At 31.2% G+C, this 17,477-nt stretch carries 15 protein-coding genes; 1 reads left to right on the top strand and 14 read right to left on the bottom strand.

Features of this window, described 5'->3' with window-relative positions:
* Nucleotides 1-476 precede the first annotated feature (476 nt).
* The 3 genes from B3630_RS07290 to cdaA are packed head-to-tail and all read right to left on the bottom strand — an operon-like array spanning nucleotide 477 to nucleotide 4,124.
* A complete protein-coding gene (locus B3630_RS07290) occupies nucleotides 477-2,078 on the bottom strand; it encodes an NAD(P)/FAD-dependent oxidoreductase (RefSeq protein ID WP_346896800.1) in 1,602 nt (533 codons plus the stop codon).
* Complete coding sequence (locus B3630_RS07285; protein ID WP_346896798.1) at nucleotides 2,068-3,306, bottom strand: CdaR family protein; 1,239 nt, start codon at nucleotides 3,304-3,306, stop codon at nucleotides 2,068-2,070. The genes B3630_RS07290 and B3630_RS07285 overlap by 11 nt, the downstream gene beginning before the upstream one ends.
* Nucleotides 3,276-4,124, bottom strand: coding sequence for a diadenylate cyclase CdaA (cdaA, locus tag B3630_RS07280; protein WP_035133386.1), 849 nt, complete (start codon nucleotides 4,122-4,124; stop codon nucleotides 3,276-3,278). Before cdaA ends, B3630_RS07285 begins: the two co-directional genes overlap by 31 nt.
* Before the next feature lie 188 nt (nucleotides 4,125-4,312).
* Between cdaA and B3630_RS07275 the strand changes: the two genes are divergently transcribed.
* A complete protein-coding gene (locus tag B3630_RS07275) occupies nucleotides 4,313-5,323 on the top strand; it encodes a hypothetical protein (RefSeq protein WP_346896796.1) in 1,011 nt (336 codons plus the stop codon).
* Nucleotides 5,324-5,524: 201 nt separating this feature from the next.
* On the opposite strand, the gene B3630_RS07270 is transcribed toward B3630_RS07275, so the two are convergent.
* The 11 genes from B3630_RS07270 to glmL all read right to left on the bottom strand — a co-directional run bounded on the left by B3630_RS07270 (nucleotide 5,525) and on the right by glmL (nucleotide 17,467).
* Complete coding sequence (locus B3630_RS07270; protein ID WP_346896794.1) at nucleotides 5,525-6,841, bottom strand: tetratricopeptide repeat protein; 1,317 nt, start codon at nucleotides 6,839-6,841, stop codon at nucleotides 5,525-5,527.
* 161 nt (nucleotides 6,842-7,002) lie between these two features.
* Entirely contained in the window at nucleotides 7,003-8,028 is a 1,026-nt protein-coding gene (locus B3630_RS07265) for a DUF4652 domain-containing protein (RefSeq protein ID WP_346896792.1), read from the bottom strand.
* 17 nt (nucleotides 8,029-8,045) lie between these two features.
* On the bottom strand, nucleotides 8,046-8,600 hold the full coding sequence (locus B3630_RS07260; protein WP_346896790.1) for a sigma-70 family RNA polymerase sigma factor: 555 nt from the start codon (nucleotides 8,598-8,600) through the stop codon (nucleotides 8,046-8,048).
* 369 nt (nucleotides 8,601-8,969) lie between these two features.
* On the bottom strand, nucleotides 8,970-10,508 hold the full coding sequence (gene citF / locus B3630_RS07255) for a citrate lyase subunit alpha (RefSeq protein ID WP_346896788.1): 1,539 nt from the start codon (nucleotides 10,506-10,508) through the stop codon (nucleotides 8,970-8,972).
* Between the two features lie 24 nt (nucleotides 10,509-10,532).
* A complete protein-coding gene (locus B3630_RS07250) occupies nucleotides 10,533-11,402 on the bottom strand; it encodes an HpcH/HpaI aldolase/citrate lyase family protein (protein WP_346896786.1) in 870 nt (289 codons plus the stop codon).
* An 11-nt stretch (nucleotides 11,403-11,413) separates the two neighbouring features.
* Nucleotides 11,414-11,677: a citrate lyase acyl carrier protein gene (citD, locus tag B3630_RS07245; RefSeq protein WP_150845895.1), complete on the bottom strand. Its 264-nt coding sequence runs from the start codon at nucleotides 11,675-11,677 to the stop codon at nucleotides 11,414-11,416.
* 24 nt (nucleotides 11,678-11,701) lie between these two features.
* Entirely contained in the window at nucleotides 11,702-12,259 is a 558-nt protein-coding gene (locus B3630_RS07240) for a Fe-S-containing hydro-lyase (RefSeq protein ID WP_346896784.1), read from the bottom strand.
* A gap of 16 nt (nucleotides 12,260-12,275) precedes the next feature.
* Nucleotides 12,276-13,118, bottom strand: coding sequence for a fumarate hydratase (locus B3630_RS07235; protein WP_346896782.1), 843 nt, complete (start codon nucleotides 13,116-13,118; stop codon nucleotides 12,276-12,278).
* Nucleotides 13,119-13,280: 162 nt separating this feature from the next.
* Nucleotides 13,281-14,525: a methylaspartate ammonia-lyase gene (locus B3630_RS07230; protein ID WP_346896780.1), complete on the bottom strand. Its 1,245-nt coding sequence runs from the start codon at nucleotides 14,523-14,525 to the stop codon at nucleotides 13,281-13,283.
* Between the two features lie 71 nt (nucleotides 14,526-14,596).
* The gene (locus B3630_RS07225) at nucleotides 14,597-16,051 is read right to left on the bottom strand and encodes a methylaspartate mutase subunit E (protein WP_346870682.1); all 1,455 of its coding nucleotides are present in this window, start codon (nucleotides 16,049-16,051) and stop codon (nucleotides 14,597-14,599) included.
* A 21-nt stretch (nucleotides 16,052-16,072) separates the two neighbouring features.
* Nucleotides 16,073-17,467: a methylaspartate mutase accessory protein GlmL gene (gene glmL, locus B3630_RS07220; protein ID WP_346896778.1), complete on the bottom strand. Its 1,395-nt coding sequence runs from the start codon at nucleotides 17,465-17,467 to the stop codon at nucleotides 16,073-16,075.
* Between the last annotated feature and the right edge of the window lie 10 nt (nucleotides 17,468-17,477).

Raw genomic sequence — 17,477 nt, 5'->3', positions numbered from 1 at the left:
AGATGTCGATCCTGGATTAATCACTAATACTTGCTTATCTTCCCTCATCACTATACCTCCACATAAATATTTATATTAGTTTTAATATTTTTGCATTAGATTCAGAAGCATATAAAATTTACATATTTCTAAATCTTAGCAAAATTTATCCTAAAGGATAATAATCTCTAATGAGCAAAGCCTCTAAGAAATCTATTTATCCTAAATCCTATCTTCACTTCTTGCTGCAAACTCATATCCCCATTAATAGAGTTTTTTGCTTCAGAGGTTTTTTTCCCTCTGAAGGTTACTAACANNCGTTGTCCTTTAGGGGAAATCGTTATCCAGGGACGTAGCAGCTCTTTACTCCCACTTTGAAAAAGATGGGAGTATTAGAGCTGGTAGTCATCGGATTAAAGAAAAGAAGAATGGATAAAATAATCTTCTTAAATATTATATTATCAATGGATAATATAAATATCAAGTTTCTATTTGTTTTATTTTGGTGAATATTCTGTGATAATCTGTTCTGCCACTCTAAGTCCATCTACTGCTGCTGATACAATTCCTCCTGCATATCCAGCACCTTCACCCGTTGGATACAATCCTCTAACATTAATACTTTCATAATTTTCATTTCTATTTATTTTTACAGGGGCAGAAGTCCTTGTTTCCATACCTGTTAATATTGCATCTTCTCCCGCATATCCTGGTATTTTCCTATCAAATACAGGTAATGCTTCTTTTATAGCATCCACAACAAAATTTGGTGCACAGCTTTTTAAATCTACAAATTCAGTTCCTGGAGTATATGTTGGTTTCACCCGTCCAAAATTCTTTGATACTTTGTCATTTAAAAAATCTTTTACAAGCTGAACAGGGGCGTTATAATTTCTTCCTCCAACTTCATAAGCTAAAGCTTCATAACGTCTTTGAAAAGCAATTCCCCCTAATGGGGTATTTCCTTCAAAATCACTAGGGTCTACTGATACTACTAAAGCAGAATTAGCATTTATCCCATCTCTCTTATAATTGCTCATACCATTCACTACTACAGTATTTTCTTCTGATGCTGAAGCTACTACCTGACCACCTGGACACATACAAAAACTGTATACAGATCTAGATAGTTTATTACTAGTATAGGTTAGTTTATAATCTGCAGCCCTTAGTTTTGGATGAGTTGCATATTTCCCATATTGATTTTCATCTATCATATGCTGTAAATGTTCAACTCTAAAACCAACGGCAAAGGGTTTTGGTGATATAGAAACACCTTTAGAAAATAGCATTTCATAAGTATCTCTAGCACTATGCCCTGTAGCAAGTATAAGATTATCACAAGGTATATGTTCACCTTCTACTACTATCTCAGAAATTTTACCATTTCTTATTGATATATCTTCAAGCTTAGATGAAAATCTTACTTCTCCACCATATTCCTTAATTTTTTCTCTTATATTTTTCACTACATTTTTTAATATATCCGTTCCGATATGAGGCTTTCCCATATATGTAATTTCTTCTGGTGCACCTGCTAAAACAAGTTTTTCTAGAACATATCCACATCTATGATCTTTAATTCTAGTTGTTAGCTTTCCATCTGAAAAAGTACCAGCTCCACCTTCTCCAAATTGAACATTACTTTCTGTATTAAGTATCCTATTATTCCAAAAACCATCTATAGTTCTAGTTCTACTGTCTACATCTTCACCCCTCTCAATTATAAGAGGGTGATATCCCTTTTCAGCTAAAAGAAGTCCTGCAAATAGTCCCGCTGGTCCCATTCCTATTACTATAGGTCTATTCTCTAGCTTCTTTGTTCCAATTTCAAAATCAGCTTTATAATTATCTCCACCTAATTTAACATCATTACTATTTACTCTAGCTATTACTTTAGCTTCATTATTACATTCTATTTCTACAGCATAATTTATTTTTATTTCTGATTTTTTTCTAGCATCTATAGATTCCTTAGTAATCTTAAAGGATTTAAAGTCACTTTCTTTTATTCTAAGTTTATTAGCCACCTTTGATTTTAAGGTGGCTAAACTATCTTCATTTATTCCTAAAACTAAATTATTTATCTTAACCGTCATTACTACCTGTCTCCTCTGTTTTGGCTTTTATGTTTATAGTTATATTTTCAGGTGTTTGGCTCTTAATTTGTACTGTATTTGGTACTCCTGCTAATTGTATCTTAACTTCATGGGAGCCTTCTGTTAAACTTTTCAAATCTACTGTAGCCTTAAGTTTATCTTCACTGATTTTACTTAGTTCACTCTCTTCTCCTGTAATAACTAACTTTAATGTTGGAGTTGAGTTTTCTAGCGTAAGTTTTTCTCCCAAATTAGTATAGTTTATTGGTATACTTAAAGTTTTTTCACTAATTTTCTTAACTGTAATTTTAACTTTTACAGTTTTTTCATTATTTACACTGTGTATACCTTCCGGCATTATTAGATTTGCATCTACCGTAGTGCTTTCAGTTATATTACTAATATTTATAGGTTCTGTATTAATGCTTTTTATGTTATCTATTATTTCACTTACACCAGCTACCTCTATACTCTTTGGTGCTGCTTCCGTACTTACTATAGTTACTCCTGGTACTGCTGTTCCAGTAGTCTGTACATTTATACCTAAATATTTTCCTTTTTTTACCTGGATTTTCACCTGTACATATTCTGGATATATAGACAGTCCAGTAACTTCTCTTTCCTCTGAATCTACTAAAGTAACCTTACAGTTTTTATCTATATCAGTGCTTGCATTAGTTATATCTACTTGGGCTACGGCTCCTACCACTTGATCTAAATATCTTTGCGGTCCTGAAATTTTTACAGAATTAGGTGATATTACAGAATCATCATTATAATATCCTTTCGCTACTTCACCTACAATTCCAGATGTTACATTTACATATTTATCTGCTAAAGTATCCACATCTACTTTCATTAGAAGGCCATCAGAGTTTACAACAGAAACTCCAGGAATTGCTTCTTTTACTTTAACTTGAACTTTATTTTCTCCCGGGGTTAGTGCATACCCTTGAAGGTCTGCTACAAGAGTGAACTCTTTTTTATCTAAATCTTTAATTGTAGATGCCGGAGCCTTTACTGTTAAATTTATATAAAAATCTTGATTTGGTATTAATACTAAATCTCTATCTGCAAGAGTATCTTCATTTAGTATCTTTACCGGTACATATTTTATTACACTAGTAGTGACAGGGTCTTCGCTACTACGAATATACATCCACAATACTAGTGCTGCTATTACACAACAAATTCTTATTATGATGTCTTGTCTTTTTTGCTTATCCATAGCTTTACCCTCTCTTTAAATGATTCTTTTCTATTTTGTCTACTCTTCATTATTTTAAGTAGTACATTTCTCAGCTTATCTTTATCGTAATTTCTAAGTAATCTTCCATTTATAGCCAAAGAAATTACCCCCGTTTCTTCTGAAACTATAATAGTTATACAGTCTGCTACCTCTGTAACTCCTATTCCAGCCCTATGCCTTGTTCCTAACTGTTTATTTAACTTATCATCATTTGTAAGGGGTAAAAAGCAACCTGATGCTACAACCTTATCATTCCTTATGATAGTGGCACCATCGTGAAGTGGAGTATTTACAACAAAAATATTTTGAAGAAGTGCTGAAGATACATCACCATTTATTTTAGTTCCCGTGTTTATAATATCTCCAAGACCAGTCTTTTGTTCTATTATTATAAGTGCTCCAACTCTGTCCTCAGCCAATACTTCTACAGCATCTACTATTTCATTAACCACACTCTTCATAACTTCTTCATCTTCATAAATTATTTTATCTACAAAAGAAGTTCTTCCAATATGTTCTAAAGCCTTTCTAATTTCAGGCTGAAATATAATTATAATAGAAATAACACTAATTGTTAAAGTATTCTCTAATATCCAATTTAGGGTTGTTAAGTTTAAAACATCACTTACTGGTATTAATAAAAATATAAGTACAATTCCTTTTAATAATTGTTCTGCTCTTGTCTCTTTTATTAATGTATAACCTTTATAAAATATAAAAGAAACTACAATAATGTCAATTAGAGAAAATATAGTCATTCCCTTAAAAATATTTATGAGTGCATTAAAGCTTTCCATATAGTCACCACCTAACGATAATACTATTTTAATTATACACCAATACTTCTATTTGTAATATAAATTTTAATTTTTAGACCAAAAATATTTTAATTAAATAAATGTTAATAACTACGAATATTTTAGTTTTAACTTTAATATAAAGAATTATAATATATTTTTTACAAATACAAAGGGGGATGCTGTAAGTGAGTGGAAAAAAAATTAAAATAGACAACATAGTAATGAAATATTTATGCTTTTTTATTATAGGTATACTTTTATTTTTTATGAGTTATGGTTTTTTCAGTAAGTTTTCTTTTAGTAAAGAAGAAAGATATATTTCTAACACTATGAAATCTATATGGAAGGTTAATAATAGTTGTAAAATTCTAATAGATAATAATATAGATGTTGAAAAAGCTCTTATTGTTTTACCCCAAATGAAGGCTGACTTGATAGATATATCTATAGATTTAAATTCAAATCCTTCTGCTAAAGAAGTAATTTCACCAGAAAACTATAAAAATTTATCTAAGGGTCTAAATGAAAATATTCTCATTGTAGAGCAACTTGAAGCAATGCTGAAAAATCCTAACGGAAGTGATATTCAGCTAGCAGCTAATAATTTAAAAGCCTTCAGAGATGCTACAGAAAACTATTATGACTTAATCAATCTAAAAAAAGATTATAATTATGATTTAGGTATTCCTATGTATTCAGTAATTGATTCAACTATAGACTATTGTATATCTTCTAATAATTTAAAGAAAATATCTGATTTAAAATCAGCAGATATTACTAAATTTATTCATACCTTAAGAGAGTTAGTTATATCCCTAGATAGCTTAAAATATGACTTCTATGAAGATGTCTTAAAATGTCGTAGTGGCAATATGACCTATGAACTTTTAATTTCTAATATAGATGATACTTCTAAAAAATTAGCTTCAGTACAAAATGTTTTGTCTCAAATGACCATACCTAATGATTTTTCATTACTATATAAAGATTTTATGGAAGTTGTATCCTCATATAATGATTACTTATATGAAATCAAATATGCTATTTTAACTGAAAAAGTTCGTAGAGATAGTAAGGATGTAAAGGAAGATTTTATGGACTCACTTTATGTTTCAAGTAATGAAGCCTATGATAAAATAGAAAAAATGTATAAAAATTTTACTAAGGAGTATAATAACCTAAATAGCAATTACTGAAAAAGGAGATGAATTATATGAAAAAATTCATTTTGATTCTTTTACTTTTCTGTAACATCATTATCGTATCTCCATATCACATAGATACCCTTAATAGAATTAATCCTACTAGAATAGAAGTCTAATAACTTTAAAATAAAAATAGAGAGAATGGAGCTATAAAGTAGTCCATTCTCTCTATTTATGATATAAATATAAGTCTTATTTTAATATAGCCTTTATTCTGCTATTGTTATATTCCGATTTGCTAAATCTATTAGTAAGAATTTCAGCATATTTTTTTGACTTTTCTTTATCTATTCCCTCATTATTTATTGCTAGAGAGTAAATACATTGTTCTATATATGAACCATTTTTTTCATACTTATCTACATATATCTCATAATACTTATTTGCATTTTCTATATCTTCTAAACCTTCATAGGAACTGGCCATCATAAATAGTATATGTTCATTTAGATATGTGCCCTCACTATATTTATAAACTAAGGTTAAGCTCTTTATTGCATTATCATACTTCTTATCTGCAATATAACTAACTCCTTTTTCATATAAGGACAATACTCCTTTTTCCTTTATTAAAGTTACTGCATTTTGAGCTATGTTCCTATCATTTATACTTAAACCTTCTATATCATACTTTTCTATGTATTTAATAATGTTTTCATAGTCTTTCGCCTTTACGTAGGATTTTAATGTACTTACATTAAAACTTTCATTCTTAATAGTAGAATTCTCATTTTTTTCTATTTCTTTTTTAATTTCATCACTTTCTGATTCCTTATGAGCATTCCCCTCTATTTTTTCACTATTTCCTTGGAAATTGTCTAAATTTGTTTTATCCTTATTAATTGCTTCATTCTTTTTTTCTTGTTTAATTTGTAACCATTGATTAGTTTTGTTGTATCCTTTAAATATTCCAATGCCTATTAATAATACAATACACACTGCAAATACACTTGTTCCTAATACCACCATAAACTTCTTAAATTTTACTCTAGTCTCTTTGGGTATAAAATTTAATTCTATTAACTGCTTTTTTAAGCTTAAAGCTTCTGAATTATATTTATCAATAGTTAATACATCTTCTATATATTTAACAGCTTTATTATGTTGCCCTAATTGCATATGGCACTTAGCTATGTATTTCCAAAGATTTATACTGTTAAAATGGGAACTTTCACACTTTAGAAAACACCTCAAAGCATCCTTTACCTTAAATTCATTAAATAGATGTACACCTTGACTAAATATGTATACATCTCCTTCATCATGTCTAGAATCATCTAAATACTTTTTAGATACCATATCTCCATTTAATTTATAGCTTAACTTCCAAAAAGTCTTTGCCTCTTCTAATTGTCCACGAATATAATATATTAGTCCTTTTAAATTCAATGTAGGAGAATGACTTCTATCTTTGTTTAATACCTTATTACAATAATTTAATGCTTTATCTAATCTTCCATCACAATAAAAGTCCATTGCCTTTTTATAAGTCTTATTTATATTAACCATCACTTCACCACTTATATTTTATTTTATAACTTATTATATAACTTATAATATCTATTACTATATATCTTTTTACAACTAATTTTATCATGTTATTAGTTTTATTATCAATAACTATGAATAAGAAAAAAAGGTATTGCAACCTTTAGTTGCAATACACTATCTTATTCTACTTCTATTACATCTCCAAGAATATAATTATCAAAAGTTTTAGATTTATCTTCTTTATCATTCATCATGTTATCTAAATAAAGAACATATTTTAATATTAAGCTATCATCTTTTCTTGTTATAGATACAAATCGTTCTTTATCCTTAGTCGTAGCTATAAGCATTTGTTCACCTGTGGTTACGTCTAAGATTACAATACGTTCACCATTAACTAATGTTCCATATCCTAAACCATGAACTATCATAAGATGAGTATCATCATACCAACTTATTGATAATGGTGATTGCTGATTTTCTTTCTCTGTTGCAGTATACTCATACATCTTATTTGTGGACGTATCTTTTACATAAAGTATACCTATTCCCTCTTCTATAGCCTTTTCTCCTTTACCTTCTATACTAGCTTCATATTTACCATCTTCCGTAGCTATAAATGGTGTATTAAAAGTTAACTCCTTAGACATAGTTACTTCTGCTTTACTATATAAGTCAACAATATTCACATTTGCTGATTTCTTTATATCATCACTAGTCTTTTCTTCATTTGATGATGTCTCTGGAACACTTTCTATAGATTCATTACTGTTGTTTTCTTCTGCCATTTCAGATTTAACTATATTTTCTTGCTTAGTAGAATTCTCTTCCTTTCTTGATGAAGCTGCTGAAAATATTTCTTTACCATCCATTAATTTCATAGCTACAGGAGTAACTATAACCCCTAATAAAAATGCAGCTGCAATAGCTAATGCGCCTTTGTATTTTCTTTTCATTCCTCTTCTCCCCCTTGTATATTTATTTTTATCTATACTCTCCATTATTTTTTCTGTAGAGTTTTTAAAGTTAATATTTTCATAAGAAAAGACTTCCTTAAAAGTTTTATATTCTAAAACTCCTTTGCCATAATCATCTTTACAACTTTGGCAGGTTAAAAGGTGACTCCTCATTTCTTCATCTGCTTCAGCTGACAAATTTTCTTCAATATATTCTGTTAACTTATCTTTGAACTGACTACATTTCATTGTGACTCCTCCTAACCTTACTTGCAAAAGACTTTAAATCCATCTCTTACTTTATAGTATCTCCTTTTCACAGTAGTTTCTGTAATATCTAGAATTTCACCTATATCTCTAAAAGTTAAATTCTGAGAATACCTTAAATTTAAGATTTGTTTATCAACTTCATCTAGAGTTTTTATATATTTATTTACATTTTCTTTTACTTCTAAATATTCTAAAGATTCTTCCGGCCCCATTTCAGAAGATGATACATTATAGGCTTCATCAATATCACTTTCATAAACCTTTCTATATTTCCTCATATAATCTATGGTTTTATTTTTTGCAATTTGCAAAACCCAATTTATAAACCTATATTTATTATTATACATATCTAATTTATTATATACAGTTATAAATACCTCTTGAGTAATATCCTCACTTGCTTCCTTTTGTTTTATCATTCCATAAATAAATCTAAGTATATTAATCTGATATTTCTCAACTATAACTTGAAAACTATCTACGTCTCCCTTTAATACATTGCTTACAAGAATGGCATCTTCTACAGGAGTTCTTCCTTGCGATTCCTTCATCTTCTTCCCTCTCTTTATATAAATAATACGATATTAATTTAATAAAGTTTACTTTATTAATAAATTGACTAAAATTTTTACTATAATATTAGGACAGACAAATTAATATAATAAATAACATACTTATTATTATAATTCCTGATATTAATGTGGTATTATAGGCATACTTGCCTCCATTATATTCTCTTTTTCATACATTCTTAAAAGGATCTTTTAACTTAGACATTGAAAAACCTCCTAAGTAAATAATTTACTCTCTCCTTATATGTTATCATAGTAGGACTGTAAATAAAATCTTTATTCCCCATTTAATTTGACATAAAAAAGCTCCAAATAGAGCAAAAACTCCATTTGAAGCCACAATTTTATTTATAATGTTTTTCTAACTACATCTATAACAGTTCCATCCCTATATTCTACAACTGCAACTATATCCTTAGCTAATTCTATTGCTTTAGGAGTCCCTGTTATTTTTTCAGCTATTTCCTTTAGTTCCTCTATAGTTACCACATTTAGATTTGCTTCTTTTAATTTTTTAATTAAATCAACCCTCTTAGGGTTAACAGCTATTCCTCTTTCAGTTACTATTACATCAATAGTTTCACCTGGAGTAGTTATAGTAGTCAACTTATCCTTTATTATTGGTAACCTTGCCTTAGTTAGTTTTGTTACTATTATAGTAAGTTTAGAGCCTGCTGCAGTGTCTGCATGACCCCCAGACCCCCCCATTATAGTTCCATCTGAAGCAGTAGTAACATTTACATTAAAGTTTGTATCTATTTCTGTTGCTCCAAGTATTACTATATCTAAGTTATTTACTACAGCTCCTTTGTTATGAGCATTTCCATACATAGAAGCTGACATAGTTATATGTTTTTCATTTTTCGCACAAGACTCTACTGCCTTTAAATCAAAACATTGTACATCTAGTAAACTTTGAAATAATCCTTCTTCAAACATATCTACAATATAACCAGTTATTCCTCCAGATGCAAAGCTACCTTTGATTTCATTTTTCTTCATATATTCTCTAAGCTCTGCAGCTACAGCTAGTGATATTCCTCCAGCTCCTGTTTGAAATGACATACCTTCTTTAACTAGTCCGGAAGCTATCATAGTATCTAAAGCATTCTTTGCAATTTTAAGGCCAATAGGATCCTTGGTAATTTGTGTAGTTCCTGATACTATTCCTGCTGGATTTCCTATGGAATCTACCTTAACTACATAATCTACATAAACTTGGTTTATTTCCATTGGAAAGTTTGGATATGGCACTAAGTTGTCTGTAATAGCTATTACAGTGTCTGCATATTCTGCATCAGAAACTGCATATCCTAAAGCACCACAAGCAGATTTACCAGTAAGTCCATTTATATTACCATACATATCACTAGAAGGTGCTGCTAAAAAGGCTATATCGATATGTAAATCTCCACTTTCAATAGCTCTTGATCTTCCACCATGGGTATGCATTATAGCTGGATATTTTAATTTACCCTGCGATATAGCATCTGCTACAGGTCCTGATATATAATTTGCATATATTTTAGATACAGTACCATCTTCAATATAAGCAACTAGAGGCTTATGAGTTGGAAATATAGAACTTGCTGCCACAGTTAAATTCTTTATTCCTCTTTTTGCCATGAATTCTACCACCATGTTAAGAATATAATCCCCATTTCTTAAGTGATGGTGAAAAGATATACACATTCCATCCCTAATTTCCACTTTATCTAAAACTTCTTCTAAAGAATTTACTAACTTTGCATCTCCAGGAACTACAGGTTTAATCTTTGCTGACACCTTTTTTAAAGAATTCATATTTTTAAAGGCACCTTCAAAAATCTTTACATTTCCGTATCCATCTATATACTCCGGAATTTCTCTTCCTAATACATTCTTCATATTATTATCACCTCAATCCCCTCATTAAATAAGGCCTAGTTTTTTACTTAATTCCACAGTGGTTTTTGCTCTATTTATAACTGGTGCATCTACCATTTTACCATCTAGAGAAAATACTCCCTTACCTTCTCTTTCAGCTTCTTCCATAGCATCTAATACCCTTTGAGCATGGATTATCTCCGCTTTAGTTGGAGAATATACTTGGTGTATTGTATCAATTTGTCTTGGATTAATTGATGCTTTGCCAGTCATTCCAAGGGATTTTGCAAGTAGAGTATCCTTTTCTAATCCTTCAAAGTCATTAGTATCTGTAAATGGAGTATCAATAGCCCCTACTCTCATAGCCTTGCAAGCTACAGCTACCCTATTTCTAGCATAAAATATCTCACTACCTTCTTTAGTTCTCTTAATTCCCATATCAGAAGTTAAATCTTCTCCACCTAAAAGAACCGCTACTATTCTGTCTGATGATTTTATAATGCTATATACATTTTCAACACCATAAGCACTTTCCACTATTGGTATTAACTTTATCGATTTGTCTTCAAAACCTTCTTCTTTTTCTATTTTTTCAAGTCTACTACTAATCTCTATAAGTTCATCTTCCGTTGCCTTTGGAACCATTAGTGCATCTGGCTTAACTCTTCCAATAACTTCTATATCTTCACTTGAAAATTCTGTAGTAAGTGGATTTATTCTAACTACCACCTCTACTCCACTATAATCAACATTTTTAATTGCTTCTCTAACAAGAATTCTAGCACTATCTTTTTCTGTAAGACTCACTGCATCCTCTAAATCAAGAATTATAGAATCCGAACCTAAGATTGCAGCATCTTGTAACATTCCTGGATTATTTCCAGGCATAAAAAGCATAGTTCTTCTTAATTTCATATTTATACCCCCTACTGCGCTCTTTTTACTGCAGTTTCAATTCTAGCTCTTATTGTATAATCAAGAGCCCCTTTATCTTGAGCTTTAACAATGGCATTTTTTACCTGCAAAGTATCTAAAGTCTCTCTAATAGCTCTTTCTATTTCTGCTCCAAATTGTTTCATAACCATACTCTCAAGTTCTATAGCTATTCCGCCCTCTTCGTTAGGCATGATTATAACGTATATATCATTTGACTCTAGGGTTCCAGCCTTTGAAATTTTATTAATTTCCATCTAAATCACCTCTACCTATAAAACTTATTTTTTACTACTTAAGTAAGCTTCTCTACCTACTTTATATAAATTATTTCCTTCTGAATCTATTACTACAACTATAGGTAAATCCTCTACCTCAAGTCTTCTTATAGCTTCAGCTCCTAAATCTTCATAAGTTACTATTTCTGTTTTCTTTACGCATTTACCAATAAGGGCTGCTGCTCCACCTATAGCTCCAAAGTATACAGCCTTATTTTTTTTCATAGATTCTATTACTTCAGCATTTCTTAATCCTTTACCAATCATTCCTCTTAAACCATGGTCTAAAAGTGCTGGTGTATATGCATCCATTCTATAACTAGTAGTTGGTCCTGCTGAACCTATTGCCATTCCTTCCTTTGCTGGAGTTGGCCCTACATAATATATAACAGCATCCTTTACATCTATAGGAAGTTCTTCTCCTTTTTCTAAAAGTTCTGCAAGCCTCTTATGAGCAGCATCCCTACCTGTGTATATAACTCCACTTAATAAAACACTATCTCCAGCTTTTAAATCTTTTACCTTTTCTTCTGTTAGTGGTGTAGTTATTCTCTTTTCCATAAACCTTACCCCCTAATTATAGCTCTATTTCTGCATGTCTTGTAGCATGGCAATTAATATTTACAGCTACTGGAAGGCCTGCAATATGAGTTGGATATGTTTCTATATTTACAGCTAATGCTGTTGTTTTCCCACCAAATCCTTGAGGCCCTATACCTAGTTCATTTATCATAGTTACTAGTTCCTCTTCTAACTCTGCGTAGAATGGATTTTCATTTCTTACATCTATGGATCTAATAAGTGCTCTTTTAGCAATTGTTGCAGCCTTATCAAAGGTTCCTCCAATTCCTACTCCAACAATTATTGGTGGACATGGATTCGGACCTGCTTCCTTAACTACTTTTATTATAAAATCTTTAACACCTTGAAGTCCATCAGAAGGTTTTAACATTTTTATTTGACTCATATTTTCAGAACCAAAGCCTTTAGGTGCTACAGTGATTTTTAGCTTATCTCCTGGAACTATATTATAGTAGATCATAGCTGGAGTATTATCCTTTGTATTTACTCTATCTAAAGGATCCTTAACTACAGATTTTCTTAGGTATCCATCCTTATATCCTTGTCTAACACCTTCATTTATTGCATCTTCTAGGGCTCCTCCAACTACCTGAACCTCTTGACCTATTTCTATAAATACACATGCTACACCAGTATCTTGGCACATAGGCATATCTTCATTTTTTGCTATATCAGCATTAACTAATATTTTGTTTAATATTCCCTTTGCAATATCCCAATCTTCTTCCTCATGAGATTTTATAAGTCTGTTTTTAATATCACTACCTAGATAGTAATTTGCATCTATACATAATTTTCTTATAGCTTCAGTTATCTGTGAAACTTTAATTTCTCTCATATATAATCCTCCTAAACCCATTGATTAAATATATTTTTTCAATATTAATTCACTAATACAGTTTAATTTAAATCCCATGAATAATATCTCTCATTTTTATAATTATTATAAGTAAAAAGGCAGTTTTTAAATAAACCGCCTTTTTTCTTTATACCTAATGTATTATTTATTTCTTCTATTTACTAAGGCAACAACCCTATTCATTTCATTGTTCACTATCATGTAACCTTCATCAACGCCCATACCTGGTTTAGCTAAGCATTGATCCGCTCCACAAGCCATAGCAATGTTAGTGCAAACTTCTGCTGATCTATTTGTTTCGTTACATGTTCCTCCACAGTAAGCTCCAACCTTTTTCTTCTTACAATACAATATAGCTTCTATTGTATTATTTACTCCTCCAAGATCTGGAGTTTTTATTTGAAGCATATGTCCTGAGTTGTTATCTGCAAAGAATGCTACGTCTTCATAAGTATTACACCATTCATCTGCAACTAATTCTACATTGATATTTCTATTATCAAGTTCATCTGTTAGCTCTTTTAATGCTTCCATTTGTCTTTCTCTATGCTCTACATCCATTGGTCCTTCTATTCTTAATTTAAATGGTTTAGCAGCCTCTTCCAATGTTGCTATGTAGTCTGCCATTGCTTTTGTATCACAATCAAATGCAACTCCTATAGTTCCATAAACATCTATATGGAATATTGGGTTATAGTCTTTACTAGTTCTTAATTTTAAAACTCTATCACTTAACCATTTAACATATTCAAGAAGTTTTTCGCCATTTAAGCCTAATTTCTCTTCTACATTGTTTATTAAAGCATGAGGTAAAACATCTGCTCCCTTGATAATCATCTTATCAGCGTTGTTGTATCTGTCATCTCCTGATTGAGTAAATATAGGAATTCTATTAATTTCTACTCCAGTATTATATTCATCTCTTACAACTTCAGCCATAGTAACTTTTTTAGCTTTTGCTACACCATCAAGAATAGCTTGAGTTACTCCATATCTTATAGCTGTATGAAGTCTTTTTCCATTTACCAACATTTTATCAAATTCTTCAGCTAAACATTTAAAGTTAGTTAATTCTCTACCTATAAGTTTTGGTGCTATTTCCTTTTCTATAACTGGTATGAAATCTTTAGCTAAGAATAATGGATCACGTCCACCTGCTCCTGAATATTGAACAGCTGCACAATCACCGTGTGCTACTTGACCATCTTCAAGTATTAACATTACAGATATAGATTCCCCTGCTTGTCTTATAGATGTAAATCCTTCAGTTACTGGCTCTCCAATATAAGTAAATCCATCATGACCAGCTCCAGCTTTTATTGCTCTTTGGTCATCAAAATAAAATCCAGTTCTTCCTGCAGAACATACTACATCAACAATTTTCATTTAAATACACCTTGCTTTCTATAATTTAAGAATTTTATATTAGTTTATTGTTAGCTTATAAATTATAAATGTTATTTTTCTGGTCTTCCAACAAGCTTTCCTTTTCCTACAGCAAATATATCATCTATTGTCATTTGGAATCCAACTGGACGATTTTCGTATTTTCCTCTTTCGTCTAGCTTTTTCATATTGAAAGCTTTAAGCTCTGCTGTAAATGGAACATTTCCAAATTTAAGATATCTTACTGCTCCATTATTATCTCTTGCAGGCATCATTTTACCAGCGTTATATTTACTTGGTGCAAATGGAATGTCTATAACTCCTATGTCAAAGCCTTTAACAGCACCTTTCGCTAAGTCACCGTTTCCTACTTCATATAACTTATCTACCATGCATCTTGTTTCAGCTTTAATTATAGCAATTTCAGTTCTAAGTTCATCAGATAAGTGCATTTGTTGACCTTTTAATAAGTTTAAAGTCATTTTAGTTGCTCTTATACCTTGAGCATTTGCTTCTTTTGTTGGTATACCTATAGCTTCATGTGGAGTTTTAACTATAACTTTTGTAGCTCCTGCTAATGCTGCAGCTGCTGCTCCAGTAGATATAACACCAAAAGCCTTAGCTTCATCAGCTGGGAAGCCTCCCATCCATTGATGGAATACTGTTGTTAGGTAAACATCACCATAACCATACGCTCTTAAGTAATCGCTACATTGCTCTTCAAGAGCTCTAATTGCTGCTACGTCTTGTATTAAGTTACCACACTGACCATATCCAACTGTAATATTCTTAACACCCTGTTCTGCTGCAAGTAGTGCTTCTACTATTGCAACTGCATTAGATGTACTTGGTGGTACTAAAGTTCCTGTTAATGGACCAAATGGCTCTCTATTAATAGATATACCTTGCTCTTCATAGAAACCTACTAATCTATCACAATATTGCCAATCAAGAATAGTTTTTTCTAGAGTAACACTTTTAGCATATGGTATATTATATGATATACCGCCACCTTCATTTGATGTCCAACCTGATGCATGAGTAATTTCTGCAAGTAACCTACCATCTGGAGTACCGTGTCTTGATTCTAATGGCAAGTTAACAGATTCAAATACTTGTCTACATCCTTTAACACCGTGGTTAACCCCTGGAAATCCATTTAAAAGTGATCTTCTAGCTTTTATACTTTCTTGTATCCCAACTTCACATTCTTCATATCTATTTTGTCTTGTGTAACTATCTATTGTTGATGGTAAAAGATCCGCTCCACCTTCTTTGTCTAAGTAGTTTAGTAATTCTATGTGGCTATCTAATAAAGCTACACCGGCCCTAGGTTGAGCTAATGTTATGCCCGCTTCCTTTGCTTCCATTAATTTTTTAGCAAAGTTCTTGTGCGCTGGAATTTTTTTGTTGTAGTCTATAGCCTCCTGTAAATCTACTTCTTTACCTGTTGGCCATTGTGCTAAAACCTCTTCTCTTGTCTTAAAAAACTCTTCCTCGGTCCACTTTTTGTTTTTTAGTTCCACTTTAATTTACCTCCTAGTAATTTACACTTCCACTAAATATTTTTTCATTATTCTTATTGCTTTGTCAGGATAATCCTGAGCTAACAGACCCATTGATGATAATATATAAGTTTTATCTACTAAAGTTTTTGGATTTCTAGGTCTTAAAGAAATAGCATTTTCTTTGTCAAAGGTTCCCGCTTTCAATATTTCACCTGGATGTTTACTATGAACTAAAACGCCACCTGTGCCAATCATATACTTTACATCCATAAGATCTTTTCCTAATTGATTATATACAGCTCCCATTGGAGTGTATATGCATTCAACAGTGCCACAGTGTCTTTCCATAGAAAGTTCTGTAGCTGCCTTTGCCATAGCTTCATCAAATTTTATATCTTCATCTGTTTCAGGTACCATTTTAATATTGCTATTCCTATATTTACATCTTTCTTCAATTTGTATTTTTCTATCTTTATCATTTAAATATGATCTAAGCTTTCTACTACCTGCAGCTTCCCAAAGAGATACAGCTGAATATCTCATACCTAAGTCACCTTCTACAGTTCTTTTTGCAAAAGGCTCCTCTAACCCCTTCATATTTACTCCACCCTTTGTTGGCTCTCCATATCCTATAGAGTGTACATCAGTAGTAGCTCCCCCTATATCAACAATGATTAAGTCTCCAATACCTTCTTCTTCATCGGTACCTTCTCCCAACACTCTAGCTGCTTTAAGTACAGCTGCTGGCGTAGGCATTAGTATACCATTTATATAATTTTCTGCATTGGATAGTCCTTTTGCATCAGTTATCCTATCCATAAATACTTTTCTTATTTCTTCTCTTGCTGGTTCCACATTTAATGCATTTAATTGAGGCATAACATTTTCTGTTATACTGAAATAGAATCCAGCTTTTTGAAATATTTCTTTTATTTCATCATTAGCACTTTTATTTCCAGCAACAACTATAGGAAGATTAACATCTAAATCTACTAGCATATTTGCGTTATGTAGAATACATTGTTTATTTCCTCCATTAGTACCACCGGCTAAAAGAATTATATCTACATCAGAATTTTTTATCTCTAATACTTCATCCTTAGTTAATTCATAACTATATACTTTTATAACTCGAGCTCCTGCTCCTAAAGCAGCTCTCTTAGCAGCCTCTGCTGTAAGATCTGGCACAAGCCCAATTGCAACCATCTTTAAGCCTCCAGCTGCAGATGAACAAGCAAGTTTTTCAACAAAATTTATTTCTTTACCTTCTAGCTTATTCATAAGCTTATCATAAGCTTTATTAAATCCTATCATTATATCATCTTCGATAGTTGTTATGTCCTTTGCTGTAGCTAATATTTCTTCATTATCTATATCTACTGCAGTCAATTTGGTATAAGTACTACCAAAGTCTAAAAGTAAATATGCATTCATTTAAATCACT

The organism is Clostridium sp. UBA7503 (assembly GCF_002477055.1).
Lineage (GTDB): Bacteria > Bacillota > Clostridia > Clostridiales > Clostridiaceae > Clostridium_J > Clostridium_J sulfidigenes.
Note: the sequence above shows the minus strand (reverse complement) of the source record. Positions and strands in the feature narration are given on the sequence as shown.

Bases quoted from the DNA above. Each gene is read 5' to 3' on its own strand.
- B3630_RS07265 (WP_346896792.1), bottom strand. From the start codon at position 8,028: ATGAAATGTAGTCAGTTCAAAGATAAGTTAACAGAATATATTGAAGAA.
- B3630_RS07290 (WP_346896800.1), bottom strand. From the start codon at position 2,078: ATGACGGTTAAGATAAATAATTTAGTTTTAGGAATAAATGAAGATAGT.
- B3630_RS07260 (WP_346896790.1), bottom strand. From the start codon at position 8,600: ATGAAGGAATCGCAAGGAAGAACTCCTGTAGAAGATGCCATTCTTGTA.
- citD (WP_150845895.1), bottom strand. From the start codon at position 11,677: ATGGAAATTAATAAAATTTCAAAGGCTGGAACCCTAGAGTCAAATGAT.
- B3630_RS07235 (WP_346896782.1), bottom strand. From the start codon at position 13,118: ATGAGAGAAATTAAAGTTTCACAGATAACTGAAGCTATAAGAAAATTA.
- B3630_RS07240 (WP_346896784.1), bottom strand. From the start codon at position 12,259: ATGGAAAAGAGAATAACTACACCACTAACAGAAGAAAAGGTAAAAGAT.
- B3630_RS07270 (WP_346896794.1), bottom strand. From the start codon at position 6,841: ATGGTTAATATAAATAAGACTTATAAAAAGGCAATGGACTTTTATTGT.
- cdaA (WP_035133386.1), bottom strand. From the start codon at position 4,124: ATGGAAAGCTTTAATGCACTCATAAATATTTTTAAGGGAATGACTATA.
- B3630_RS07230 (WP_346896780.1), bottom strand. From the start codon at position 14,525: ATGAAAATTGTTGATGTAGTATGTTCTGCAGGAAGAACTGGATTTTAT.
- citF (WP_346896788.1), bottom strand. From the start codon at position 10,508: ATGAAGAATGTATTAGGAAGAGAAATTCCGGAGTATATAGATGGATAC.
- B3630_RS07285 (WP_346896798.1), bottom strand. From the start codon at position 3,306: ATGGATAAGCAAAAAAGACAAGACATCATAATAAGAATTTGTTGTGTA.
- B3630_RS07250 (WP_346896786.1), bottom strand. From the start codon at position 11,402: ATGAAATTAAGAAGAACTATGCTTTTTATGCCTGGAAATAATCCAGGA.
- glmL (WP_346896778.1), bottom strand. From the start codon at position 17,467: ATGAATGCATATTTACTTTTAGACTTTGGTAGTACTTATACCAAATTG.